Source organism: Reyranella humidisoli (genome assembly GCF_019039055.1).
In the GTDB taxonomy this organism is placed as follows: Bacteria; Pseudomonadota; Alphaproteobacteria; order Reyranellales; family Reyranellaceae; genus Reyranella; species Reyranella humidisoli.
Genome location: NZ_JAHOPB010000001.1, coordinates 226,064 through 249,634 on the forward strand (window position 1 = coordinate 226,064; position 23,571 = coordinate 249,634).

The 23,571-nt window shown below is 65.0% G+C and carries 21 protein-coding genes and 1 pseudogene; 10 read left to right on the forward strand and 12 right to left on the reverse strand.

Translation table 11 applies throughout. From position 1 onward, the window contains the following. Positions 1 to 47 precede the first annotated feature (47 nt). Complete coding sequence (locus KQ910_RS01115) at positions 48 to 1,157, forward strand: TIGR03032 family protein (RefSeq protein WP_216956212.1); 1,110 nt, start codon at positions 48 to 50, stop codon at positions 1,155 to 1,157. Positions 1,158 to 1,218: 61 nt separating this feature from the next. Here KQ910_RS01115 and KQ910_RS01120 read toward each other — a convergent pair whose 3' ends face one another. Then, positions 1,219 to 1,413: a YgaP family membrane protein gene (locus KQ910_RS01120; protein ID WP_216956214.1), complete on the reverse strand. Its 195-nt coding sequence runs from the start codon at positions 1,411 to 1,413 to the stop codon at positions 1,219 to 1,221. A 154-nt stretch (positions 1,414 to 1,567) separates the two neighbouring features. Next, positions 1,568 to 2,749, reverse strand: coding sequence for a 4-hydroxybenzoate 3-monooxygenase (pobA, locus tag KQ910_RS01125; RefSeq protein ID WP_216956216.1), 1,182 nt, complete (start codon positions 2,747 to 2,749; stop codon positions 1,568 to 1,570). A gap of 205 nt (positions 2,750 to 2,954) precedes the next feature. Between pobA and KQ910_RS01130 the strand changes: the two genes are divergently transcribed. After that, positions 2,955 to 4,853 (forward strand): ABC transporter substrate-binding protein, encoded by a 1,899-nt coding sequence (locus tag KQ910_RS01130; RefSeq protein WP_216956219.1) that lies wholly within the window; start codon positions 2,955 to 2,957, stop codon positions 4,851 to 4,853. A gap of 65 nt (positions 4,854 to 4,918) precedes the next feature. Here the strand turns inward: KQ910_RS01130 and KQ910_RS01135 are convergent, their stop codons facing one another. From KQ910_RS01135 to KQ910_RS01150, 4 genes are all read right to left on the reverse strand, one after another. Next, positions 4,919 to 5,284, reverse strand: coding sequence for a hypothetical protein (locus KQ910_RS01135; RefSeq protein WP_216956222.1), 366 nt, complete (start codon positions 5,282 to 5,284; stop codon positions 4,919 to 4,921). Between the two features lie 104 nt (positions 5,285 to 5,388). Then, on the reverse strand, positions 5,389 to 5,610 hold the full coding sequence (locus KQ910_RS01140; protein WP_216956225.1) for a hypothetical protein: 222 nt from the start codon (positions 5,608 to 5,610) through the stop codon (positions 5,389 to 5,391). A 24-nt stretch (positions 5,611 to 5,634) separates the two neighbouring features. Continuing rightward, on the reverse strand, positions 5,635 to 5,910 hold the full coding sequence (locus KQ910_RS01145; RefSeq protein ID WP_216956228.1) for a hypothetical protein: 276 nt from the start codon (positions 5,908 to 5,910) through the stop codon (positions 5,635 to 5,637). Between the two features lie 33 nt (positions 5,911 to 5,943). Beyond that, positions 5,944 to 6,225: a hypothetical protein gene (locus KQ910_RS01150; RefSeq protein ID WP_216956230.1), complete on the reverse strand. Its 282-nt coding sequence runs from the start codon at positions 6,223 to 6,225 to the stop codon at positions 5,944 to 5,946. Positions 6,226 to 6,405: 180 nt separating this feature from the next. On the opposite strand from KQ910_RS01150, the gene KQ910_RS01155 reads away from it, so the two are divergent. Both KQ910_RS01155 and KQ910_RS01160 read left to right on the forward strand, forming a co-directional pair. Continuing rightward, the gene (locus KQ910_RS01155) at positions 6,406 to 7,020 is read left to right on the forward strand and encodes a formylglycine-generating enzyme family protein (protein WP_369408268.1); all 615 of its coding nucleotides are present in this window, start codon (positions 6,406 to 6,408) and stop codon (positions 7,018 to 7,020) included. 181 nt (positions 7,021 to 7,201) lie between these two features. Then, positions 7,202 to 7,579 (forward strand): VOC family protein, encoded by a 378-nt coding sequence (locus KQ910_RS01160; protein WP_216956235.1) that lies wholly within the window; start codon positions 7,202 to 7,204, stop codon positions 7,577 to 7,579. A 101-nt stretch (positions 7,580 to 7,680) separates the two neighbouring features. On the opposite strand, the gene KQ910_RS01165 is transcribed toward KQ910_RS01160, so the two are convergent. After that, complete coding sequence (locus KQ910_RS01165) at positions 7,681 to 8,226, reverse strand: hypothetical protein (protein ID WP_216956238.1); 546 nt, start codon at positions 8,224 to 8,226, stop codon at positions 7,681 to 7,683. 220 nt (positions 8,227 to 8,446) lie between these two features. Between KQ910_RS01165 and KQ910_RS01170 the strand changes: the two genes are divergently transcribed. From KQ910_RS01170 to KQ910_RS01180, 3 genes are read left to right on the forward strand one after another with little or no spacing between them, the layout of a single operon-like run. Further along, positions 8,447 to 9,523 (forward strand): C4-dicarboxylate TRAP transporter substrate-binding protein, encoded by a 1,077-nt coding sequence (locus KQ910_RS01170; protein ID WP_216956241.1) that lies wholly within the window; start codon positions 8,447 to 8,449, stop codon positions 9,521 to 9,523. A gap of 4 nt (positions 9,524 to 9,527) precedes the next feature. Then, positions 9,528 to 10,088: a TRAP transporter small permease subunit gene (locus tag KQ910_RS01175; RefSeq protein ID WP_216956253.1), complete on the forward strand. Its 561-nt coding sequence runs from the start codon at positions 9,528 to 9,530 to the stop codon at positions 10,086 to 10,088. After that, on the forward strand, positions 10,085 to 11,389 hold the full coding sequence (locus KQ910_RS01180; protein ID WP_216956255.1) for a TRAP transporter large permease: 1,305 nt from the start codon (positions 10,085 to 10,087) through the stop codon (positions 11,387 to 11,389). Before KQ910_RS01175 ends, KQ910_RS01180 begins: the two co-directional genes overlap by 4 nt. Before the next feature lie 21 nt (positions 11,390 to 11,410). On the opposite strand, the pseudogene KQ910_RS26610 reads toward KQ910_RS01180, so the two are convergent. Continuing rightward, positions 11,411 to 11,494, reverse strand: a pseudogene (locus tag KQ910_RS26610) (FKBP-type peptidyl-prolyl cis-trans isomerase); the annotation flags it as partial. A gap of 535 nt (positions 11,495 to 12,029) precedes the next feature. Between KQ910_RS26610 and KQ910_RS01185 the strand changes: the two are divergent. From KQ910_RS01185 to KQ910_RS01195, 3 genes are all read left to right on the forward strand, one after another. After that, the gene (locus tag KQ910_RS01185) at positions 12,030 to 14,192 is read left to right on the forward strand and encodes a PAS domain-containing sensor histidine kinase (protein ID WP_216956257.1); all 2,163 of its coding nucleotides are present in this window, start codon (positions 12,030 to 12,032) and stop codon (positions 14,190 to 14,192) included. 10 nt (positions 14,193 to 14,202) lie between these two features. Further along, on the forward strand, positions 14,203 to 14,676 hold the full coding sequence (locus KQ910_RS01190; protein WP_255560175.1) for a response regulator: 474 nt from the start codon (positions 14,203 to 14,205) through the stop codon (positions 14,674 to 14,676). Positions 14,677 to 15,715: 1,039 nt separating this feature from the next. Continuing rightward, a complete protein-coding gene (locus KQ910_RS01195) occupies positions 15,716 to 17,587 on the forward strand; it encodes an amidohydrolase (protein WP_216956261.1) in 1,872 nt (623 codons plus the stop codon). 699 nt (positions 17,588 to 18,286) lie between these two features. On the opposite strand, the gene KQ910_RS01200 is transcribed toward KQ910_RS01195, so the two are convergent. From KQ910_RS01200 to KQ910_RS01215, 4 genes are all read right to left on the reverse strand, one after another. Then, positions 18,287 to 18,814: a CIA30 family protein gene (locus KQ910_RS01200; protein WP_229600287.1), complete on the reverse strand. Its 528-nt coding sequence runs from the start codon at positions 18,812 to 18,814 to the stop codon at positions 18,287 to 18,289. A gap of 100 nt (positions 18,815 to 18,914) precedes the next feature. Beyond that, on the reverse strand, positions 18,915 to 19,205 hold the full coding sequence (locus KQ910_RS01205; RefSeq protein ID WP_216956265.1) for a hypothetical protein: 291 nt from the start codon (positions 19,203 to 19,205) through the stop codon (positions 18,915 to 18,917). A gap of 1,195 nt (positions 19,206 to 20,400) precedes the next feature. After that, complete coding sequence (locus tag KQ910_RS01210; RefSeq protein ID WP_216956267.1) at positions 20,401 to 21,702, reverse strand: adenylate/guanylate cyclase domain-containing protein; 1,302 nt, start codon at positions 21,700 to 21,702, stop codon at positions 20,401 to 20,403. Positions 21,703 to 22,906: 1,204 nt separating this feature from the next. Then, positions 22,907 to 23,539 (reverse strand): chloramphenicol phosphotransferase CPT family protein, encoded by a 633-nt coding sequence (locus tag KQ910_RS01215; protein ID WP_216956270.1) that lies wholly within the window; start codon positions 23,537 to 23,539, stop codon positions 22,907 to 22,909. Between the last annotated feature and the right edge of the window lie 32 nt (positions 23,540 to 23,571).

A 23,571-nucleotide genomic window follows, 5' to 3' on the forward strand; every position in this document is an offset into this window, starting at 1 on the left:
GTCATTTGGCGTCGAGGCGCCTTATCCTTTAAGGCGAGTTCGAAAGCATGTCCGCAGCCCCTATTCAGATACAAAGCGACGGCGACAGCGCCCCTCCCTACCGTGTCGATGCCTCGCCCGGCCTGGCCGGATGGTTGCGCCAGCATGAACTCGGCCTTGCCGTTACCACCTACCAGATCGGCAAGCTGTTTCTGGTCGGCGCCCCGGACGCCCAACGGCTCAACGTCACGGAACGGACCTTCGAGCGCTGTCTCGGCGTGGCGATCCAGCGCGACAGTCTTTATCTGGCCGGGCTGAACGCGCTGTACCGCTTCACCAACGTCGTCCCGGCCGGCCAGGACCTCGAGGGCCACGACGCGGTGTATGTGCCGCAGGTCGCCTGGTTCACCGGCGATGTCTTCGCGCACGATGTCGGCGTCCTGCCGGGCGGGCGGCCGGTCTTCGTCAACACCCTGTTCAGCTGCCTCGCGACGGTCGACGAGGCGAGCAGTTTCCGCCCGGTCTGGACACCCCCGTTCGTCAATCAACTGGCGCCGCAGGACCGTTGCCATCTGAACGGGCTGGCGATGGACGAGACCACGGGGCTGCCGGCCTACATGACCGCGGCGGCGCCGACCGATACCGCGCGCGGCTGGTCCGACCAGCGCGTCGGCAACGGGGTTGTGCTCGACATCGCCAGCGGCGAGACGGTGTGCCGGGGGCTGACGATGCCGCACTCGCCCCGGCTACACAGGGGCAAGCTCTACGTGCTGAACGCCGGCACCGGCGAGCTCGGCCTGGTCGAGCCCAAGGCCGGGCGGTTCACGCCGCTGGCCTTCCTGCCCGGCTTCGCGCGCGGCCTCGCCTTTCACGAGGGCCATGCCCTCGTAGGCCTGTCGCTGCCGCGCACCCACAAGGTCTTCACCGGCTTGCCGCTGGAAGATCGGTTGAAGGCGGCGGGCGAGGAGCCGCGTTGCGCCGTCGTCGTGGTGGACCTCGCCAGCGGCAAGGTCGTGCACTGGCTGCGGCTCGGCGGGGTGGTCCGGGAGCTTTACGACATCGCACTTCTGCCCGGATATCGGCGACCGATGCTGGTGGGGCTTGCCCAGGGACAGATCAACCGGCTGGTCATGCGCGGCCGGCCGCTACCCCTGTCCGAACTGGCCACCCCGACCTAAGCGCGGATGGGCTATCGGGGGCTACGGCAGTGCTGACGCACCTGGAGCAAGAGATCGAGCTTTAGCTGCCCTTGCGACTACAGGTATTGATGCCCAACAGGGAATATGGCGGGCACCATCCAAGTGCGGCGGTGGCGAGCGGCACGAGGCCGATCCAGCCCCACGCCGTTTTCGGCCCCCAGAAGGCCAAGCTGATCAGGCCGAGGCCCACGATGATGCGAACGATTCGATCGATGCCACCGACATTGCGGGCCATGTCCACTGCCTCCTCGGAAACCTGCGTTCAACGCTAGGCCTCCCCGCAAGCCGTTCCATGACATAGGTCAACAAGGCGTCGTCCGACCGCGCCGGGCCCGCGAGGCGCGGCCTCTCAATGCCGAATCCGCGAAGGGACCGTCAGCGGGCCGCCCTCAGAACGGCAAGCCGACGTAGTTCTCGGCGAACACCGTCTGCGCGGCGCGCGAGGAAGCGAGATAATCGATCTCCGCGCGCTGCATCTCGGCCTCGAAACTGTGCTCGGGATGCAGCTTGTGCATTGCCAGGGTGAGCCACCAGGAGAAGCGCTCCGCCTTCCACACGCGGGCCGCCGCCGTCTCGCCGTAGGCCGCGAGAAGCGTTCCGTCGTTGCGCCGGTAGTGGGCTTCCAGTGCCCGCGAAAGATAGTGGATGTCGGAGGCCGCGAGGTTCAGGCCCTTGGCGCCGGTCGGCGGCACGATGTGGGCCGCGTCGCCAGCGAGGAACAGCCTTCCGTGCCGCATCGGCAGGAAGACGAAGCTGTGCAGCGCCGTGATGCTTTTCTCCAGAGCAGGCCCGGTCGTGATGTGCGGGGCTACGTCGGGGCCGAAGCGGTTCTTCAGCTCCTGCCAGATCCGGTCGTCGGGCCATTCCTCGATCTTCTCGTCGAGGCTGCACTGGATGTAGTAGCGGCTGCGCGTGCGCGAGCGCATCGACGCCAGCGCGAAGCCGCGGCCGTGGCTGGCATAGATCAACTCGTCGGAACAGGGCGGCACGTCGGCCAGGATGCCCAGCCAGCCGAACGGATAGGCGCGCTCGAAGGAGCGGCTGCCGGCCGCCGGGATCGACGCCCGGCTGGCGCCATGGAAGCCGTCGCAGCCGGCGATGAAATCGCAGGCGAGTTCATGCTCCACGCCATCCACGCGATACCGCAGACGCGGTCGATCGCCCTCGAGATCGTGCAGTGCGACGTCGGCCGCCTCCCAGACGATCGGCCCGTCGCCGGCGAGGCGCGCGGCGATGAGGTCGCGCGTCACCTCGCTCTGCCCGTACACCGTGACGGCCTTGCCGGTGAGACCCGCGAGATCGATGCGAAAGCGGCGGCCGTCGACGGCCAGTTCGACGCCCCCGTGCACCAGCCCCTCGCGATGCAGCCGCTCGGCGACACCCGCCTGCTCCAGCAGGCCCACCGTCCCCTGTTCGAGGACCCCGGCCCGGACGCGGGCCTCGACATAGGCCCGGGACCGGGCTTCGAGGATCACGCTTTCGATTCCGCAGGTTTTCAGCAGCCGCGCGAGCAGGAGACCGGCCGGCCCCGCGCCAACAATGCCGACCTGCGTCCGTTGCTGGCGCGCCATTCACTCCCGCTCCCTGTTTGGTCGATGCTAGGCCGGGACCGGGTTACCGCTCAAGGCCGGCCTGACGGGCCACGCCGGTGGCTGCGTCCTTTCGGTCAGCGGGGATTATTCAAAAAAACGGCGATTTCTGCCTTAGTTCTGCATCATACTGGCGTCAGGATGAGGGTCGCTGAAGACCCCGGCAGGACAAACGGTGAGGCTGGCGATGAAGAGACGAGTTCTGACGCAGGCGCTGTTGATGGGACTGGTCGCGAGGCCTGTCTTTGCCGCTAATCCGCTGCCTGCGTTGCAGGAGACGCCGGGCCTGCTCGACAAGGTGAAATCGGGCGCACTGCCACCGATCGACAAGCGCCTGCCGCGACAGCCCCGGGTCATCGAGAGCTTCTCGGGCGCCGATGGGCCCGGCAGGCACGGCGGCCAGCTCAACATGCTGGTCGCGGCCACGCGCGACACCCGCCTGATGACGATCTACAGCTACACCCGCCTGATCGTGTACGACGACAAGTTCAAGCTGCATCCCGACATCCTCGAGAGCTACGAGGTCAAGGAGGGCCGCGAGTTCACGTTCAAGTTGCGGGCCGGCCACAAGTGGTCGGATGGCCATCCCTTCACGACCGAGGACTTCCGCTTCTTCTGGGAGGACATCGCCAACAACAAGGACCTGTCGCCCAACGGTCCTTCCGTCGAACTGCTGGTCGAAGGAAAGCCGCCGAAGGTCGAAATCCTCGACGAGGTGACGATCCGCTACAGCTGGGACAAGCCCAACCCCGACTTCATCGAGAGCCAGGCACGCGCCGCCCCGCTCTTCCTGTTCCGCCCCGCCCACTACCTGAAGACGCTGCACGGCAAGTACACGGACGAGGAGGAAATCCTCAAGCGCTACAAGGGCAGCCGCTGGTCGAACGTCTTCAAGCGCCAGGACGCGATGTACGGCAACAGCAACGTCGACCTGCCGTCGCTCAACCCGTGGGTGCTGACGACCGTGCCGCCGGCCCAGCGCTTCGTCTTCGTGCGCAATCCCTACTTCCACCGCATCGACGGCAAGGGCAAGCAGCTGCCCTACATCAACGATGTGATCATGACCGTGGTCGCGGCCAATCTGATTCCCGCCAAGGCGGGCCTGGGCGAATCGGACCTGCAGCCGCGCTATCTCGGCCTGCGCGACTACACCTTCCTGCGCGACGCGGCGAAGACTTCGGGCATCAAGGCGCTTCTCTGGGAAAAGGGCTCGGGCTCGGAAGTCGCCTTCTATCCCAACATGAACGCCAACGACGAAACCTGGCGAAAGCTCAACCGCGACGTCCGCTTCCGCCGCGCGCTGTCGCTGGCGATCAACCGCGACGAGCTGAGCGACGTCGTCTACAGCGGCCTGGCCAAGCCGTCCGCCAACACGATCATGCCGCGCTCCCCGCTGTTCAAGCCGGAGTACGCGACGAAGTGGGCAACCCAGGACGTCAAGGCGGCCAACAAGCTGCTCGACGAGATCGGGCTCACCAAGAAGGGCAGCGACGGCATCCGCCTGCTGCCCAACGGCCAGCCGGCGATGTTCGTGGTCGAGCATTCCAGCGAGAAGGCCGACGAGGTCGACACCATGACCCTGGTCGTCGACCAGTGGAAGAAGATCGGCATCAAGGCGCTGCTGAAGCCGCAGACCACCGACAATTTCCGCCTGCGCACCACCTCCGGCGAGGCGATCATGACCGCCTATGCCGGCGTGACGACGGCGGCGCCGACCCCCGACACCAGCCCGCGCGAATTCACCCCGGTGATGCAGGGCGGCCTGCAATGGCCGAAATGGGGACTCTACGTCGAATCGAAGGGCAAGCAGGGCGAGCCCTGCGACATGGAAGTCGGCAAGAAACTGCTGGCGCTGCTGCAGAGCTGGGAGCAGGCAACCGACAGCGCCGGGCGCCGCAAGGCCTGGGAGGAGATCCTGACCGTGAATGCCGACGAGGTCTTCTCGATCGGCACAGTCAACGAGGTGCGCCAGCCGGTGACCGTCGGCAAGAAGGTACGCAACGTGCCGGAGAAGGGCTACTGGGCCTGGGATCCGGGCGGATATATCGGGCTCTACGAGCCCGACACGTTCTGGATCGCCGGCTAGCGATCCAGAATCCGGTCGGAGAGGACGATGGCGAGGCCCGTGGTCGGGCCCCGGCATCGGCGTCGTTACTGCGGCTTGAGCGGTCCCTCGAACAGGCAGTAGCCGTCGAGCATGATCTTGGCGTCGCCCGGCTTGACCGAGCCGACGACGTCCATCTTGTTGCCGCCGCCCACAATGGTGGTCGTCTTGAACTTCATGTCGGGACCGATCGTCGCCTTGAAGCCGCGCTCGGGGCGGCCTTCCTGCTGGAACCATCCATCCACGTTCGTGCCGACGACCGTGACCTTGATCACCATCTTGTAGGTCGGGCACTTGCCGCTGCCCGGGACGTTCAGTCCATAGCCCGTCCAGGTCCATATGGCCGGCTCGGCCAAAGCAGGCGCGGCGGGAAGAAGGGCGACCAGGGCCGCCACAGCGATTTTCTTCAGCATCGACATTCCCTCACCGGAAAGGGTGGCAACGAACACTCAATCACTGGGCGAATTGTAGCCATTTTCGATGTCGAAATCGCGCCGTTTTGAAGGCACGCGCCTTTTCATCGGGCCCGCTTCTTCCGGGCCTTGCCCGGCTTGCGCCCGCCACCCGCCTTGACGGGCCCGGTCTTCGAGGCGAGCGCGGTCTGCAGTGCCTTTTCCGCCTCCCGGATCTTGGCCTCCCGGTTGGGGGCCTCCGCCGGCAGGTTGCGGGCGAAATTCAGCCGGGCCTCGGCCCGCTGGAGGAAAATCGCCTTCTTGGCTTCGGAAATCGGCTGGCCCATGAACTCTCCTGCCGGGAACCGGCGTCATCTGCGGTCCGGCACCTTATCCACTTTCCGGTCCGCCGGGGGCACCGCCGTCTCGGAACTACCCTCGTCTTCGGGACGCTCCACGGTGGGTTCCAGCCCGTAGCGGCCGCCCTTCTCCCCGTCCTCGCGGTCGTAGCCCGGTCCCTCCTCGGCAGCGGCGCCGTAGACGCCAGTCTTGCGCTTCTCCTCGCGGCGGGCGTCCTTGGCCTGTCCGGTGCCGCTATAACTGGCGGAAGCCTCGTTCGGGTCGGGTTTCTCAGGTCGAGCGGTCATGGATCCTCCAGGGTCAGGTATGGTGCGGGGCCGTCACGACGCCGATGGGCGGCGCACCGCGAGAAGCGTCCCGTAGCCCGCCAGTGCGCAGCAGGCCGCCAGGACAGCGAAGAACAACGCGAAGGGGTCGCCCCGACCGACACCCATCCAGAGAGCGACACCGGCAAACACGACGGTGAGGGCGACCGCGCTCCACCACACGACCCGCACGCCCAGCCGCAGCTTCTGGATACGCTCGACGGGCCTGGGCTTGCCGGACGCGGGCGGCGGATCGAGGATGGGCGTGTCGTCGCGAGGTGGGGAACGTTCGGACATGGATGTCAACGGGTACGAACGGCAGAGGCTGCATGCCGCGTTACAGCCTCCGCGATCCCCCTCTCGGGAACATCTGGCTGCGTGACGCCGATGATCCCTCTGCGATTTACGGTCGTTGCCGCATCCTTGGCTGCCTTTGTCGCAAGTGCCGCCCCCTGTCTCGCACAACGGCCGGAGGCCGTGCGCATCGGTGAGTTCAGGATCGACGCGACCGAAGTGACGATCGGCCAGTTCCGGGCCTTCGCCCGCGCGACGTCGCTCCGAACGGCGGCCGAGCGTGAGGGCGGTGGTTTCGAATACACCGGCGGATGGACGCGGCGGCAAGGCTGGACCTATGAGCGCCCGCAAGGCCAGCCCGGCCAGGACTCCGAGCCTGCCGTGCACGTGACCTGGGCCGAGGCCGATGCCTATTGCCGGCATGCGGGCGGCCGGCTGCCGACCATCTCGGAATGGCGAAGCGCCGCCTACACCGAGCAGCGCGAGCGGCCGACCGACGGTTACGTCCGCGGGAAGACCTACCCGTATCCGGTGGGCGACGCGCCCGACGGCATGAACAACAACCGCCGGGCGCACGTCGCGGTCGCAACCACCAAACGCGGCGTCAACGGACTCTACGACATGGGCGCCAATGTCTGGGAGTGGATGGCGGACCGGCGCGGCGAAGAGGCCCTCACCGCCGGCGGATCCTGGTGGTACGGCCCGGAACAGACCCGCACCGACGGTGCCCAGTGGAAGGCCGCCAGCTTCTATGCCGTCTATATCGGGTTCCGCTGCGCTTACGACGCGAAGGGCTGACGCCCTGCAACCCGAGCGACGCTGCGACCGTGGCCACGCTGCCGCGCAGGCCAGGGGAGCGGAATTCCGAGTGTCGAACCTTTCAGCATGTTTCGCTCGTCTACGATGGATTTGAGTTAGTCTGGAGCGGTGTATCTATTGGTCGGCGGAATTACCGACCGGATGAGGGAGAGGTTTAGGAATGTTCTCGCATATCTTCGTCGGCGCGGACGACGTTGCCGTTTCGAAAAAGTTCTATGATGCCGTGCTCGGCGCCATCGGTGTGCCGGAGGGCAAGGCCGATCCCAAGGGCAGGGTCTTCTATCGCACTCCGACCGGCATCCTCGGGATCAGCAAGCCGATCGACGGGAATGCGGCCACCCATGCCAACGGCGGCACAATCGGATTCGCCTGCGACAGCCCCGAAAAAGTGAAAGCCTTCCACGATGCCGGCGTCGCGAATGGTGGCAAGACCATCGAAGACCCGCCCGGCTGGCGCGAAGGCGGAGCGGCCAGACTCTATCTGTCCTATCTGCGCGATCCATATGGCAACAAGATCTGCGCCTTGCATCGCGGCTAACACGCCCGACGAGGACGGGGCATCAGCCGCAGCAGCCTTCCAGAATCATGCTGCTGCGGCTGAGGACCTCGCAACCGGGAATTCGTGGCGACGCCGCCGCGCTACGCGCTGCCGCGCAACCGCCTCCGAACGAGAGCCCAGGCAATGAGCGCGACGACCAGCTTGTCGGCGAACTCAATCAGCAATCCACCGATTGTCACGGCGCTCCAGATACTTTGCTCGGAGGCGATTGGAACAGCATTGTTGGCCGTCATTGCCGGCACCGTTGCGCCTCCAAACACCAAAACCGTCACCGGTGCCGAAACCAGTACTGCCACTATCGCGACTACCGCTCCAAGGATGACGGCTTTCCACAGTCGATCGAAGCCGATGAGTCGCATGACCGCGAGTGCCGCAATCACAACTGAAATCTGAGTGCCAATATAATACGGATACACCGGATTGATGACCGCCCAACCGAGAACGGCCGTGATGGCGCCGACCGCGATGGCAAGCGCAGGGGGAAGGAGCGCAGCTCCGGTCAAGCTGCCAATCGTATCCAGAGAAAGTGGCAGCGAGAGCAGATTGGCGATCGTGCCTACCGCCAGGTTAAGGGCGACACAGGCGGCGGTGATGGCCATCTGGTGCGGCGGGGGGACTTTCAGCATCGCTCGCGTCCTTCCTTAACCGCCATTCACCCGATGACTGATCTGTCGAGACCAGATTGCCGCGCTGGACGGCACGCTGCAAAGCCGTAGTGGCCGCATGGGCACCGCCCCGCCCCCGGGCCGGATCTATTCAGGCCTGCCATGCCGACAGCGTGGCTTGATCACGCCACATATCGTCGCATAGCCTACAGGCAACAAAACACGAAGGGGCGGAGACACCATGGATCGCAGGCAGTTCATCGGCGCATCGGCTGCAGCCGGGCTCGTCGCACTTGGCGGCACCAACGCTGCGCGGGCGCAGCAGATCCTGAAGTTCACGATCACCTGCGGCCACCCGCCGGTGTTCAATTGGGTCAAGGTGCTCGACGAGACGTTCCTCGGCACGATCGACCGCGAACTCGCCGCCGCCGGCTCGCCGGTGAAGATCGAATGGACCAAGGCCTATGGCGGCACCGTGGCGAAGCTCGGCGCCGAGAGCGATGCGCTGAAGACCTCCGTGTCCGATGCAGGCCTCGTGTCGCAGATCTTCGAAGCCGCCAAGTTCCCGCTGCAGCAGGTGACGCTGCAGGTACCGTTCGGTTCGTCGGACATCGCCACCGTCAGCGCCATCGTCCAGAAGCTGAACGGGCAGTTCACCGAGATGAACGACGCCTGGTCGAAGAACAACATGATGGTGCTCGGTATCGTCGCCATCGACGGTTACCAGCTCGTCACGAACTTTCCGGTGAATTCCGCCGCCGACCTCGCGGGCAAGAAGATCTTCGTACCGGGCCCGATCGCCAACTGGCTGCAGGGCACCGGCGCGGTCGCCGTCTCCGGCAACCTCAACACCTACTACAACGGCATCCAGACCGGTGTGGCGCAGGGCGCGATCGTGTCGATGTCGCCGGTCTGGTCGGCCAAACTGCATGAAGTCGCGCCGCACATCACCCTTTGCAATCTCGGCGCCCAGTACACCGGGTCGCTCGCCTTCAACCTGCGCAGCTTCCAGAAGCTGCCGCCGGTCGCACAGGAGGCCGTGCGCAAGGCGGGCAGAGCCTATGATGCCGAATTCGCCAGGACCCAGACGGCCCTCGCGGAGGACGCGGTGAAGAACCTGCGTGCCGCCGGCGCCAACGTCACGACCCTGCCGGAAGCCGAGCGGGCGAAGTGGGCGGCAATGCTGCCCAACCTGCCGGATACCTGGGCAAGCCAGCTCGAGAAGCAGGGCGTCAAGTCCGCCCGCCCGCTGGTCAACGCCTATATCGAGGCGCTGAAGGCCGCAGGCGTCAAGCCGGTGCGGGACTGGAAGGCCTGAGGCCGTGGAGCTGGAAGCCGGCGTCGACAGCGCCGGAAAGGCCGATTCTTACGGGCAGCCCCAGCCGTTTCGCCTGGACCAGATCACCGGCGTCATGAACGCGCTGGGGACGATGGGCATCTTCGGACTACTGGTGCTGATCAACGTCGACATCGTCGGCCGCTCCGTGTTCAACAGCCCGCTGCGTGGCACCACCGAGCTGGTGTCGCTGGCGATCGTCGGCATCGTCTTCATGCAGCTTCCCAATACGCTGTGGGCCGGCCGGTTCGTGCGGGCCGAGTTGCTGATCGACGTCGTCGTGGCCCGCGCGCCACGCCTGGCCGACGTCATCCAGGGCCTGTTCCATGTAATCGGCGCGGCGATCATGGCAATCGTCGTCATGGCGGTGATGCCCGAACTCAGGTCGGCCTGGGAGATCGGCGACTATGTCGGCTCGCTGGGCGACTTCACCGCGCCGACGTGGCCCATCCGCCTGATCACCGTCGTCGGCTCGGCCTTCACCTGCCTGACCTACATCTTCCTCGCCCTTGCCGATTTCCGCAGGGCGCTTCGGGGTACGCCATGACAGCGCTCGGCATCGGCATCGTCTCGCTCGCCATGATGGTCGTTCTGATCATCGCCGGGCTGCATGTCGCCATCTCCCTGCTGCTGTTGTCCTTCGTCGGCGTCTGGCTGATGCGCGACAGTATCGACGTGGCGCTGGCGTTGATGGCGCAGGCGACCAACGATTCGATCGCCAGCCACGAGTTCGGCGTGGTGCCGCTGTTCGTCCTGATGGGCCTGCTGGTGGCGACGGCCGACCTGGGCAAGGACATTTTCGAGGTCGCCAACAGCATGCTTCGCCGCATCCGTGGCGGGTTGGGCGTGGCGACGGTGATGGCGAACGCCGTGTTCGCCGCCATCACCGGCATCTCGATCGCCTCGGCCGCGGTCTTCACCAAGGTCGCCGTGCCGGAGATGCTGCGCTTCGGCTTCACCCCGCGCTTTGCGACCGGCGTCGTCGCAGGATCGTCGGTGCTGGGAATGCTGATCCCGCCCAGCCTGCTGATGATTCTCTACGCGTTCCTTTCCGAGCAGTCGGTCGGCGCCATGTTTCTCGCGGGCGTCATGCCAGGCCTCGTGCTGGCCATCGCTTTCTCCGTCGCGATCATTGCCATGGCGTGGCTGTTTCCGGGCTACGTGGGCGGCACCGCCGCCGTGAACGTGCCGGGCATGGCGCTGCGTGAGGCGGCCGTCAAGGTGGCGCCGGTCGTCCTGCTGATCTTCGTTGTGCTGGGGGGCATCTACGGCGGCATCTTCACCGCGACCGACGCCGGAGCGGTCGGCGCGTTGGGGGCCCTGGCCCTGGCGCTTGCCAAGCGGCGCCTCACGCCCGCGATCTTCTGGAAGGTGCTGGTCGAAACCGGCCGCATCACCGTCTCGGTGCTGTTCCTGATCATCGCCGCCAACCTCTACAGCCGGATGCTGACCCTGTCCGGCCTGCCGCAGTTCATCGTCGAATGGATGGCGGGCCTGGGCTTCGGCGTCGCCGGCTTCCTGACCGTCTTCATCGCGATCGTGCTGTTCCTCGGCTGCATCATCGACTCGGCGTCGATCATGCTGATCGTGCTGCCGCTGATGCTGCCGGTGGCCAAGACGCTCGGCATCGACCTGGTGTGGTTCGGCGTCATCACCGTCGTCGCCGTCGAGATCGGCCTGCTGACACCGCCTTTCGGCATCTCGGTCTATGTCGTGAAAAGTACGCTCAACGACGCCCGCATCACGCTCTGGGATATCTTCGCCGGGACGCAGCCCTTTACGTTGATCATGTTCGCCGTGCTGTTGCTGATCATCGCCTTCCCGGGGATCGCGCTCTTCTTCAATTGAGCGAAGCGCTCTGGCGGCTTGCCTGATCGCCAGCAGCTCGACATCGAACATCAGCGTCGCGTTGGGTGGAATCGCTCCACCGGCGCCGCGCTCGCCATGGCCGACCAACGACAGGTTTGTGGCAGAGCGCCTTGGCCGGTCGGCACGAGCTCGGGCAATGAAGCGCCCTGAATCCCACAGTCATCTGCTTTGAAGAGAAGTGGCCTGAAAGAGAGCCCTTCGGCTCTTCGGGCGCCGAGACCGGTCAACAGGTCCTTCGCGAAACGGCCGCCGATGTTGGGCTCTCCAGACACCCGCCGCAGCGGGAGAGACTGTTCGCTCAGATCGTATTGGCGGAGGATTGGAACCTGGGATCCAACGCTATCTGCGTAGCGGTACGGGTTGTTGCTGCGGGTTGCTGGGGCGCAGTTTACGCCTCGAGGGACAAAAGCTCTTTCGAGCCGGTGGAGGCGGCGGAAGCCCCGGGAAAATACCGCAGGCCGCCCACGGCTTCACCGGAACCCGACAGGATGTTTCGGTTCTCGCGGTTCCAAGGTTTCATCCGGGGAATGTCGGGTGATAGGCTGTCGGGATGACATTGACCCCGCGGCTTGCCACGGGTCCCGGCGCGTCCCTGCGGGACCGGCCCTTCCTCGATCGGGTGCGCACCAACCTGCAGCGAGTCCGGCTGGCGCTCGGCGCCAGGGGCGTCGCCTGGGCGACCGCCGCCGGGCTGGTGGCGCTTGCCTGCGGCGCGGTGGCGCTGACCAAAGTCGCCATGTCGGTGGGAGCGACCGAGGTCGAGTACAGCCGCAACAAGGCGGCCGAGATCCGGACCCTCGACCAGAGCAATCGCGCCTTGATGCGCAGCATATTTTCTCTGTCCACCGGCCGGCGGCAGCTCGCCGAGAGCGACCTTCCCGTGGCGCAGGCCTGGGAAAAGGTGCAGTCCGCCCGGACCGCGATCTGCGACCATCTCGACGTGCGTGCATCTAAGTTCGCGGAACTGCGTGCGGTGTGTGCGGCGAGCGTGGCCCTGCACGAGCGCCTCGCGCCGCAGATCGCCGCGTTCGATCCGCCGCGCCAGTTGATCGACCCGAACACGATGCACGACGCCGCCACCCTTCATGCCAGGGTGAACGACCTGACCGGGGCGATCGCCCAGGAAGCCGAAACGTTGGTCGGGTACATGGCCGACGAATACCGCGAGGCGCTTCTCCTACTGACCGTCAGCACCGGGGGATTCGCCGCGGCCTGCCTGGTGTTGATCGTGCTCGTCGGCCGAGCGTCGATCCTGCACTACGAGCAATCGCAGAAGGCCGGTGAAGCGCTCGACCTCCTCGAGGAGACGATCGAGGCCTTGCCCGCCGGCGTCACGCTCTACGACCGCAACGAGCGGCTGCTGATGTTCAATTCCGCCGCGGTCGCGGCCATACCCCTCCTGAAGCGGCCCGGCATTGTCGGCATCACCTACGAGGAACTGGCGCGCGAGACGGCCAGACTTGACGCCGGGGGCGGCGAGCCGCTGCGCAACACGCCGGAGGAGTGGATCAGGCGCTTCCGCAGCGAAGGCGAGCTGCCGATGCGCCAGTCGGTCGACGGGCGCTGGTTCGAGTGGTCGAAAAAGATGTCGCCCAACGGGCGCACCGTTGGACTCTGGGTCGACATCACCGGGGTCATGCGGGATTTCGAGGAACGCGTACAGCTGACCCAGCGGCTCGACGCAGAGATGGCGCGGCTGCGTTCTATCGTCGAATCGAGTGGCGCGATGATCGTCCTGGTCGATCGCGAGCTGACCGTAATCATGGCTAACAGCGGCTACACGGCAGTGACCGGCGTCGCCGCGGCGGAGGCGGTCGGCCGCCCGTTGAAGGAGATCGTCGATTGCCCGCTCGATCCGGGCGTGCTCGAACGCTGGCTCTCCGGCCCGTTCGAGCCCGGCCGGGTCGAGCCGTCGCGCTTCGCCAACCAGATCCGCGACCGGCAGGGGCGGCAGCGGTTGATATCGGTGACGGCAACGCCCGTGCTCGGGGAAGGCCGGCTGGTTAACAGCATCGTCTTCCTGGGCGTCGACGACACCGAGCGGCGTGACGCCGAGCGAGCCCTGTTCGACGCGGTGCGGCTTGCGACGGTGGGCGAGATGGCGGCCACCGTGGTGCACGAGATCATACAGCCACTGCAGGTGATCAACATTGCCTGTGCTTCGGCCGAACAGGTCCTCCGCGAGGCGACGGGCGAAGGTGTCGCCCCGAACAGGGCGTTCCTGCAGAGCAAGCTCGCCCGAATTGCCAGTCAGGTCGAGCGCGCGGGTCGCATCGCGGGCGAGCTGCGCACCTTCGTGCGTGGCACGGCCGCCGAGGAGGCGACGCCATTCGACCCGGCGACGGCAGTGCACGCGGCTGTCGAATTGACCCAGTACGCCACCCGCCAGGCGGGCGTCACGGTGTCGGTATCGGTCGCGGCAGGACTGCCCGAGGTCATGGGCCACGTCGGACGCGTCGAGCAGGTGCTGGTCAACCTGATCGTCAATGCGCGCGATGCGGGCGGCAGTGCTGTGGAGGTTTCGGCCCGCCCCCTGTTGCGGGACGGCCGCGCCTTCGTGCAGATCGCCGTCGAGGATACGGGCCCCGGCATTCCGAGCGCCATCCTGCCGCAGCTGTTCGAGGCGTTCGTCACCACCAAGCCGCGCAGCACCGGCACCGGGCTCGGACTGCGAATCTGCCGACGCATCGTCGAGGAGATGAACGGCACCATAACGGCGACCAACCTCGCCGAAGGTGGCGTGCGATTCGAGGTCGTGCTGCCGGCGGCTGGCAAGGCGTAACGGTCGCACGATGGACAAGTCTCCTCGTCGCTCTCGCCCCGTCCCGGCCCAATGCCATGTCCTCGTGGTCGAGGACGACGTGGATCAATGTGGTGAAATGGCGGGCTACCTCATCCTCTCCAAGCTTGAAGTGCGGATGGCCTACGACGGCACCTCGGCACTGCGCCAGGCTGCGGAGCATCGGCCGCGCGTGGTCCTTCTCGACTTCAATCTGCCGGACATGTCCGGCATCCAGCTGGCAAAGCAGTTGCGGGCGATCCTGCCGGATGCGGCCTTCATCATGATGTCGGCCCACATCGACGGACTGTCAGAACGGACGCTCCAGGAGATCGGCATGGCTGCTTTCGTGAACAAGCCGGTGCCGCTTGGCCCGCTGCGAAAGGCGGTGCTGATGCTGGTCGCCTCGCCTCGACTTGGCCGCGATGGGCCGAAGCATGGCGAGAAGAGCTGGTTCTCCACGGGACTGGGCGGCCGGCGCCGCTAGAAGCCGGATGTGAGAATGAATGATATTCATCACGTCGCTCACATTTCATTGAATATCGCCTGCGCGGAAGTCGCGTAAATCATCGGCCTCCCCCAACAAGCGGACATTCCCCATGTCAGCGCGAGCACTGTGCGAATCCTCTCTTCGTGGGGGCGGCAGCAACAGAACGTGACCTTGTCGACGGCAGAGGACGTTCAACAAATCGGAGGACGGTGCTCCCACCGGTTCATCGGTGAATTTGATTGGCCGATTGGCACGCAGCTCGTGTGGGGCAAAGACCGCATTGGTGTCAGCTTGCTGATGGCTATCGCTTCGCGACTCTTGGGGTCCTCGCCGAGCACGGCCCACAAAAGGTCGAGAGTCGCGCGCGGATAATCCATTCATTAGAACGGATGAAGCGCTTCACCGGCACCGGCGAGCCGAAAATCCCCAGCAGTTCCAACGCACCAGTTCAACGCCAGTGCCTCTCGCATATCCAGACGGACTGCCAAAAGCACAGCATCCTCGCGCCGAATTGCCTGGTCAAATCAACGGCTTGGAATTCCGTACTGAATTCACCAGGTCGGGAGCTTTGGAGAGAACAGGCCTGAGAGAGCGGAAAAACGTCGGTTTGACGCGTCTGCGAAGTCGGTAGCTTTCAGCAAAAGCCCGCAAACACCGGGCGCTTCAGCGCCCTCGACTGGGCCCAGAGACAGTTGTCTCGGGAGTTAATGGCGGAGGGAAAGAACCTGGGATCGAACGCTCTCTGCGGAGAGGCGCCGGATGCTGCGGTAGGTCAGTCTGCGCACCCAAGCCTTAGAAGCCCTTTGCTCTACAACGATTCGGCCACGGCATCGTGGACCGACCCCGAAATTTTACCGAGCCGCCTCAGGAACAACCATCGCCGTCGCGAAAATCACTTTCTTTTGTCGGCCGCCTGGTTTTCTCATCCTATGACTTCTTGACCGCCCTGCTACTTTGCGTTCGAGGAGATTCTCGGGTCAACGCGACAAGCCCTTCTTCGGGCAGTTGGACTCAGGGGACACCCAGGGGAAGGACGATGATCGAACAACTTCAATCGCGAGCGTCGAGCTGGGTGGCCGCAGTGGCACTGTGCATGGTCGCCGCGGCACCCTTGTCGGCCCAGCAGGCCGCCGACAGCATCTGGTCGGGAGGCACCATCCTGACGATGGACGACAAGGCCATGCGCGCCGAGGCGGTGGCCGTGGCCAACGGCAGGATCATCGCCGTGGGCCGGCGCAGCGATGTCACGAAATTGCAGGGACCCGCAACGCAGTTTGTGGATCTCCAGGGCAGAACTATGGTGCCCGGCTTCGTCGACCCCCATGGCCACGTCGTCGTCGGCGGATTGCAGGCACTGTCGGCAAACCTGTTGGCGCCGCCCGACGGCAAGGTGCGCGACATCGCCTCGCTGCAGCAGACACTGCGCGACTGGGTGCAGACGAATGCCGCTGCCGTCGAGAAGGCCAAGGTCATCATCGGGTTCGGCTATGACAACGCGCAGCTCGCGGAACTTCGCCACCCCACCAAGGAAGAACTGGACGCGGTATCGCAGGACATCCCCGTTCTCATCATCCACCAGTCCTCGCATCTGGCGACGGCCAACTCCGCCATGCTGAGGCTGATGGGCTACGACGCCACCAGCAAGGATCCGGACGGCGGCGTTATCCAGCGCAAGCCCGGGACCAGCGAACCCAACGGCACGCTGGAGGAGACGGCATTCTTTTCAGCCGTGCCGGTAGTGCTGGGTCGCATCGGACCGGAGGGATTGAAGGTGTTCGCACGCGAGGGCGCCAAGCTGTGGGCGCGCTTCGGCTACACCACGGCCCAGGAAGGGCGGTCCGTCCCTCCCATCGCCGACCTGATGAAGCAGGTGGCCGCCGAAGGCGGCTTCGCCATCGACGTGGCAACCTACCCCGACGTGCTGGTCGATCGCGCCTACATCAAGGCCAACCAGAGCGGCACCTATACCAATCGCTTCCGCGTCGCCGGCGCCAAGCTCACCATCGACGGCAGTCCGCAGGGCTTCACCGCCTGGCGGGACAAGCCCTACTTCAAGCCCGTGGGCAACTATCCGCCCGGCTATTCCGGCTACGCCGCGGCCTCGGCCGAACAGGTGATGAGTGCCGTGCAGTGGGCGACCGAGAACGGCATCCAGATCATCACCCATGCCAATGGCGAGCGCGCCTCCGATCTGCTGATCGCCGCCCACCGTGCGGCGCAGGCGCGCGCGCCCGACGGCAGGGAACTGCGCCCGGTGTTGATCCACGGTCAGTTCCTGCGCGAGGATCAGCTCGACAGCTACAAGGCGCTGGGCGTCATCCCCTCGCTGTTTCCGATGCACACGTTCTACTGGGGCGACTGGCATCTGGACCACACCGTCGGCCCGCAGGCGGGCATGAACATCTCGCCCACCGGCTGGGCCCGCAAGCGCGACATGATCTTTACGACCCACCACGACGCGCCGGTTGCATTCCCCGACTCGATGCGCGTGCTCGACGCCACCGTCACGCGCCGGGCGCGCGGCTCGGGCCGCATCGTCGGCCCCGATCAGCGGGTGGACGTGATCACCGCCCTGAAGGCGATGACGATCTGGCCGGCCCATCAGATCTTCGAGGAGAAGGCGAAAGGCAGCCTGGAGGTCGGCAAGCTTGCCGACTTCGTCATCCTGTCGAAGGATCCGACATCGGTCGAAGCGACCACGATTGCCGAGATCGAGGTAACCGAGACGGTCAAGGAAGGAAAGACCGTCTTCCGGCTCGAGCCCGGCAAGCGGACTGACATCGGCCTGCCTGACATCACGCCGCTGCTGGCTGCCTTCGGCGGGCATCCGGGGCCGATCGACGGCTGCGCGCACGACGCGATGTTTCAGCTGACGACTGTCATGGCGGGTGGTCCGGCAAGTCGCTGATGCCTGCACAGCTTCGGCGGGGCGGCAATCCCGCCGAGAAGCGGCTCCTTTTTGAGTACTTGGCAGGTGGCGGAGATACCGCGGGTCAAGACGCGGAGCAGAGTGGCGTTGTCCTTACTCAAGAATTCCCAATGGCCAAGAATGCGCGGGGTACTTGGCGCCGCAGTCATGCCGCCAGTTGTATGCTGACGCTTCTGTCCGCCCTCAGTTCGCTGCTCTCGTTCCGAGTGCGCAGCTGCGATTCACTGGAAATCGTGCCATCGCGGCGCAGGCGTTATCGCGTCGGCAATTGCGTCGCTCGGGGCTGACGCGCTCAGAACACATGCAGCAAGTCCGCCGCGCAACAATGCGGCGCTCTGGCCGAGTGCCGAACATCGTCGGTCGCGATCTTCACCCGCCGAGCGAATTTCATGGCCGCGTCGCCTCTTAAGCAAGGAGAGTAATTCGGTCGATCGCGCCGAACCCCTTTTGAATACAAAAGGATTCGGGCCTTTCATCGAAGCCAATGAAGATTGGAGACGAGGCAATGGCGGAGGATTGGAACCTGGGATCCAACGTTCTCTGCGCAGCGGCGCCCCACGTCGACAGCATGCTGGTCAAGGCGATCACCCACGCGTTCCGGTATCGAACAGCGCGCTGTGCCGGGCGGAGAAACGGCCCCTGTACAGGTAGGCGGCCGCCAATCGCTCGCCGCAGCGCTCAGCCGTAGAAGCGAACTCCGCCCAAGGCGAGGTCGGCCATGAAGGCGCGTCCGATAGCCACTATACCCAGCCGGCGCAGACGCGACAGCTCGAGCGGCGTCTCGGTGCGATGAGGCACAAAATCCGCGAAGGGCAGCCGCAGGCTTTGCCACTCGGGCTTCACCGAAAACTCCTGCCGGTATGACTGCCACGGCCGGTCGAGGTCGGTGGTGCGCAGGTGCAGGCTGTAGGACTGCCGCGCGCCGTAAGCATCGATCTCGAGCCCCTGCCAGCGCCGAGCATCGAGCGTGCCGCTCCCCGCTGCCTCCGGGCGGGCCAGATCGAGTGCCATCTGGATGAAGCCGCCGTTGTTCTCCAGCCGCACGTTGCCGCGCATCACCAGCGCCGGACGTCCCGCCACCGTCTCTCGGGTCAGCGTGCCCCGCGACACACCGCCCATCACCTGGTCGGTGACCAGCTGCCAGCGTGTGCCCGGCGCCGACAGGCCGGCAGGATCGGAGAGATCGTCGATGATCGGGGAAGGCAAGGCTGGGGTCTGGCTCCAGGCCACAGGGAGGGGCGCCACGAGCGCACCGGACAGAAAAAGGAGAGAGCGGTGGGCGGCGCGACGCCGGATCATGCGTCGCTCACGGAGGCGGCACCGCATAGCCGTTGCGGCGCAGGAGGTCCTCCATGGTGCGAATGCCCGCTTCGGTGCGGCCTGCCGCGCAGTCGGAGATGGCGGACTTACGCGGCATATCCATGCTGCCACCACCCTCGCCCCTGCTGGCGTTGTAGCGATCCCAGTATTCGACCAGCTGCGCGCAGCGGGCTCGCGCGGCGGCGGCGGACTCCGCCGCGGGCGGCGGCTGCCCATGGGCCTCACCGCCCCCCACCGACAGAAGGAGCACGCAGGCGAGGAAGGGTAATCGTGACATGGCTGGCTCCGCGAATGCAGATTTTACGTCGGAACGGCCGACCCGGATGTCGACGGCAAGGATTGCCACGACGATGGCGATTGATCGCCCAGGAGCCGATGAGTGCCTCGCCAGCGCCGTGACCATCAAGGTGCCCTCATAGTCCGCAAGCGCGGCGGGCGTAAGCTGGTCCTCCCCCCTGACGGCGCGCCTAACCGCCCCCTGTACTACCCAGACGCGGCGACGGCATCATAAGCCGTCCGCAAAATCGGACCGGACCATCTCCAGCACCGCTATGCTTACCCCGCTTGGACGCTGGGCTTCCGCACGTTCGAGTTTTTTGACCGAACGCGGATGATCTGCGCGAGGTCGAACTGCTGAGGCGTGAAAGCGCTCATCCTTAACCAGCGACGCTGCTTGTTGTCAGTTCTTAGTTGCCGCCAGCACTCCGGAGAGAGATCGAAAGCATGAACGTCGCAGTTGGCGACAGGATCAAAACATCTCAGTGGCACTCAACACTCCAAGATTCCCCTACTCGCCCAGAACGACGCCGCCTTTCGACCAAGAAAAAGGTGAACCTAAGGCTGCCGGCCAAGGGTAGCGTCCAGCGCCTCGACAAACGCCGTCACGTGCCCTCTGAGCGCTTCCAGGCCCTGGCGACTTGCCATGGGCGCTCGATCTGTCCGGAGCATAACCTGCCAGTATACGGCTTCGGACGATCGCAGAAGGCCTTCCAGGTAGTGGCCGCTGGGGCCGTTGGACCCAGCCAACCATCCTTTGACAGTTCTTTCGCCGGCACCCGTCCAAGCCATAACTGTCCTGATTGAGGCGCCGCATGCCCGTTCCTTTTTCAGGGCATCTGAGGCTATGCCTGCCTCTCCTTGACAGATCTGAGACGACCAATCAGTTCGCGGCGCCCCACTCCCTTCGGAGCGGCACAGCCATTCAGCCACCACGCGATGACGCTGGGCGCATAGAGCCAGTGCTCGTGCGCCGCGGCCCGCGCCAGGCCAACCAACCAGCAGATCGACTTCCAGCACTCGCCGTTGGCCCACCATCCAGACGACCCTGGCATCGATCGGCTCAAGCCAAGCCGCCCAGTTGAGCGTTTCCCTCCATGCGGCTGATGGCTGTAGCCGAATGCCAATAGTGGGGCCAAGCCCCCCGCACGCCATGCGCCCAGACATCGCCTGGGAGTCGAACAAGGTGACGCGGCTCACGGCTCCGTCAGCGCATAGAGCTTTACTGGTTGAGATTGTCCATCGAGCGTCACGGGACCGACTAACTCCAGTGCCGCAGCCGAGGTCAGTCGCTCTACGACGGCAGCAGACACCATCGCAGCCTTGCCAAACTGTTTGCAGGCCTTCTCGATGCGGCTTGCGACGTTCACCGTGTCGCCGATGACCGTAAATTCCAAGCGTTGACGCGTGCCGACATTGCCCACCACAGCCAGTCCTGCGTGGATGCCGATGCGTTGGACAAGCGGCGCTTGACCGCGTGCCACACGGTCGCGGTTGAGATCAGCAAGAGCCTTGATCATGCCCCGTGCTGCACGCACAGCACGGTCGGCGGCATCAGGTACCGGCACCGGCGTCCCGAAGGTCGCCATGATGCCGTCGCCAATAAACTTGTCGAGCGTACCACCGGCACGAAAGATCTCGGCGACCATGCGCTCCTGGTATTCAGAAAGCATTGCCAACGCCTCACCCGCTGGCAGCCCCGAGCAGGCGCGTGTGAAGCCGGCCAGATCACTGAACAGCACGACCACCTCCTGTTCTCTACCCCCCGGGCGAAGAAATGCCTCTCCGCCGTCTCGGATGCCCGTGGCGATGTCGGGGGAAAAGTAACGGCTGAGCTGGTCAGTAGTACGTTGCAGCGCCACGGCCTCGCCGACGGTGCGACGGGCGAAAAACACGGCGATGGCGGCGCCGCTTGTGGCGCCGACGACGCACAGGAGTTCGACGATTAGGCGGGTGGTGCTGACGGCCGGCCCAAAATAAGGTTCCGCGCTATTGGAAATAAAGATGGTAGCGGGATCGTGCGCGGCGACCCCATAGAAGCCGACCAAGGTGGCAGCTACGCCGCCACCAACGATTACGACATGGAGCGGGCGCAGCGTCAGCGTCATGAGCGCAATCATGGTAAGACCTGCCGCAGCTACCGGAATTTTAGTCAGAAGCGTTACCGGTGCTGTCGACGCGTAGGTGCGCCACGCCAAGTAGCCTGTAATTGCTGCGAACGCTCCACAGCCCACGGCCGCAACGACTCCGACGACCTCGACCCAGCTACGCCGACGAAGAGCTGCCAGCAGGAGAACCTGTAGCCCGATTGTAGTAGCGAAATAGGCAACTGCCCGAGGGGCGTCGATGTAGGTATGCGGCTTGATGAAAAACTGAACCGCCATATACGCAGCCCAAGCCACGAAGCAAGTCAACCCGATGCTGATCATCAGCGTGAGGCTTCGTGCTTCGCGTTCGCGCAAGAGCTCGTCGGTTCCGTCTTTGCGGGTTATGTCCATCGATTGCCCCTAGGTTGGGCCGCCCTTTCGGCCGCTGAGGCTGATGCCACTCGACATTGCTAGCGGCTGCTTTCCTGCATTGAGCGGGCCCACTCCACAAAAGCGCTGATCAACGTGACCTTCGGGCACCCAGATTCTCTCGGCTGAATGCCATATGAATGACACTTCAAACTCATGTTCATACGCGTCGAAAGACTATGCAAGACGTTTGAGGACCAGAGTTATTCCGTAGGGTATCCGTCGTGCCGGTATGTCCGTGAGTCACCAAGGCGCTGACTAGAGAGAGGCCCGCACAGCGGTCGCTATCGTGCTCCAGTGGGATCCTGCCAAACGCCGGCCCCAGCTGGGCTGCCCCCGGTTTGGTTGACACCAAGCTAAGCTAATCCCGCCTGCCTCTCGAACTCCATGTGGCTTCTATACCCGATGGTCGAGTCCCTGTGCCTGGGGTTCTAGAAGCGTTCGATGTAATCGAACACGTCCGCCCTGGCGCGCGCGTCCAGTACATCTTGCGTGCCGTGCGCCCGGTCTTGAGCGAGGAGCAGAAGATTCGCCGGATCCCGGTGGCCAACTCTCCGTCGCTCCGGCTCCGCTGGTTGCGCGGTCGCACCACCCACGCAGAGATGCCATTGAGGTTGCAGGTCTCAATCATGCTGTATAGCCGCGGCGCGTTCGCCGTCCGCGTCGGTGCCGACGAAGGTCCATTTTGCGGCCGAGAGTCATTGTGCCGCGCGAAACTCCGATCCCAGCCCCACTCTCCGACCGCCCGAACCCGCCAAACATGCAGATTTACGCTCCGAATTCTCCAACAAGATCGGTCGCTCACAAGAAGAGTACTAAATCCCGCAGTCATCAGCTTGGGAGAGAATGGGCCTGGGAGAGAGCGATTCAGCCCTATTGGCGCCTGGGCCGGTCAACAGGTCTGGCGTGAAAAGCCCGCCGATGTTGGGCTTTCGAGCCCCCGCCGAGGCGGGAGAGACTGTTCAGTTAGGTAGCAGTGGCGGAGGATTGGAACCTGGGATCCAACGTCCTGCAGTTTATGCCTATTCGTTGTGCCCCGTTGGACGTGTCTCCGTGCGGGAAGTCTGCTGGGAAGCCAAACCTCTCCCTATCCATCGATCGCGGCCAGGGACCTAGCCCTCGCGGGTACCAGATCGGACATGCTCTCGAGCAAAGCCTCCGCGCCGGACTGCTTCTACAGGCCAGATCACTTGCCGTGCGCGCGCGCGGCGAGGGCTTCGAGGATAATGGCCACGCACGCTTCGGTTCCCATGGCTCCGGTATCGACCGTCACGTCGTACTCGCAGAACGTATGGACGATGTCGGCAAGTCCGCGCGCCCGGCCTACGACGCGGTCGCCGCGGGCACGCTCGCGGGCTTCCAGGATGCCGAGCGGGCAGGTAACGCCGATCGCGAAGACAGCCAGCCCGGCCGTCGAGCGACAAAAGCTCTCGTACATGGCGCGGTCGTGCAGCACATGGTCGAAAATGACAGGGTTGCCGCCGTCGACCAGCGCACGCACCGCGGGCGCCATCGACTGTACAAGGCGGCGGAACACCGGCCCGAAACGCGCGACGACGGCAGGTGGCGCTCCTGGCGCCGATGTCGTCACCATCTCGACGCCCAGCGCCGTGAACGCATCGTGTTCAGCCTGCCGACCGGTATCGGCGCCGCGATAGTAGCGTGGCGCGGACATCAGGATGAAGTCGTCGAAGCCCACGACGAGATAGGGAGAAGGAATCGCCGCCTGCAGGGCGCGGCAAAGCGTGGTCTTACCCGCACTTGACGGGCCGTTGACCAGCACGAGGTCGGGCCAGCGCTCCGGGGTCTCTGTCATCATGCCGACCCAGAGGTGCGGGTGAAGGCCGGCCG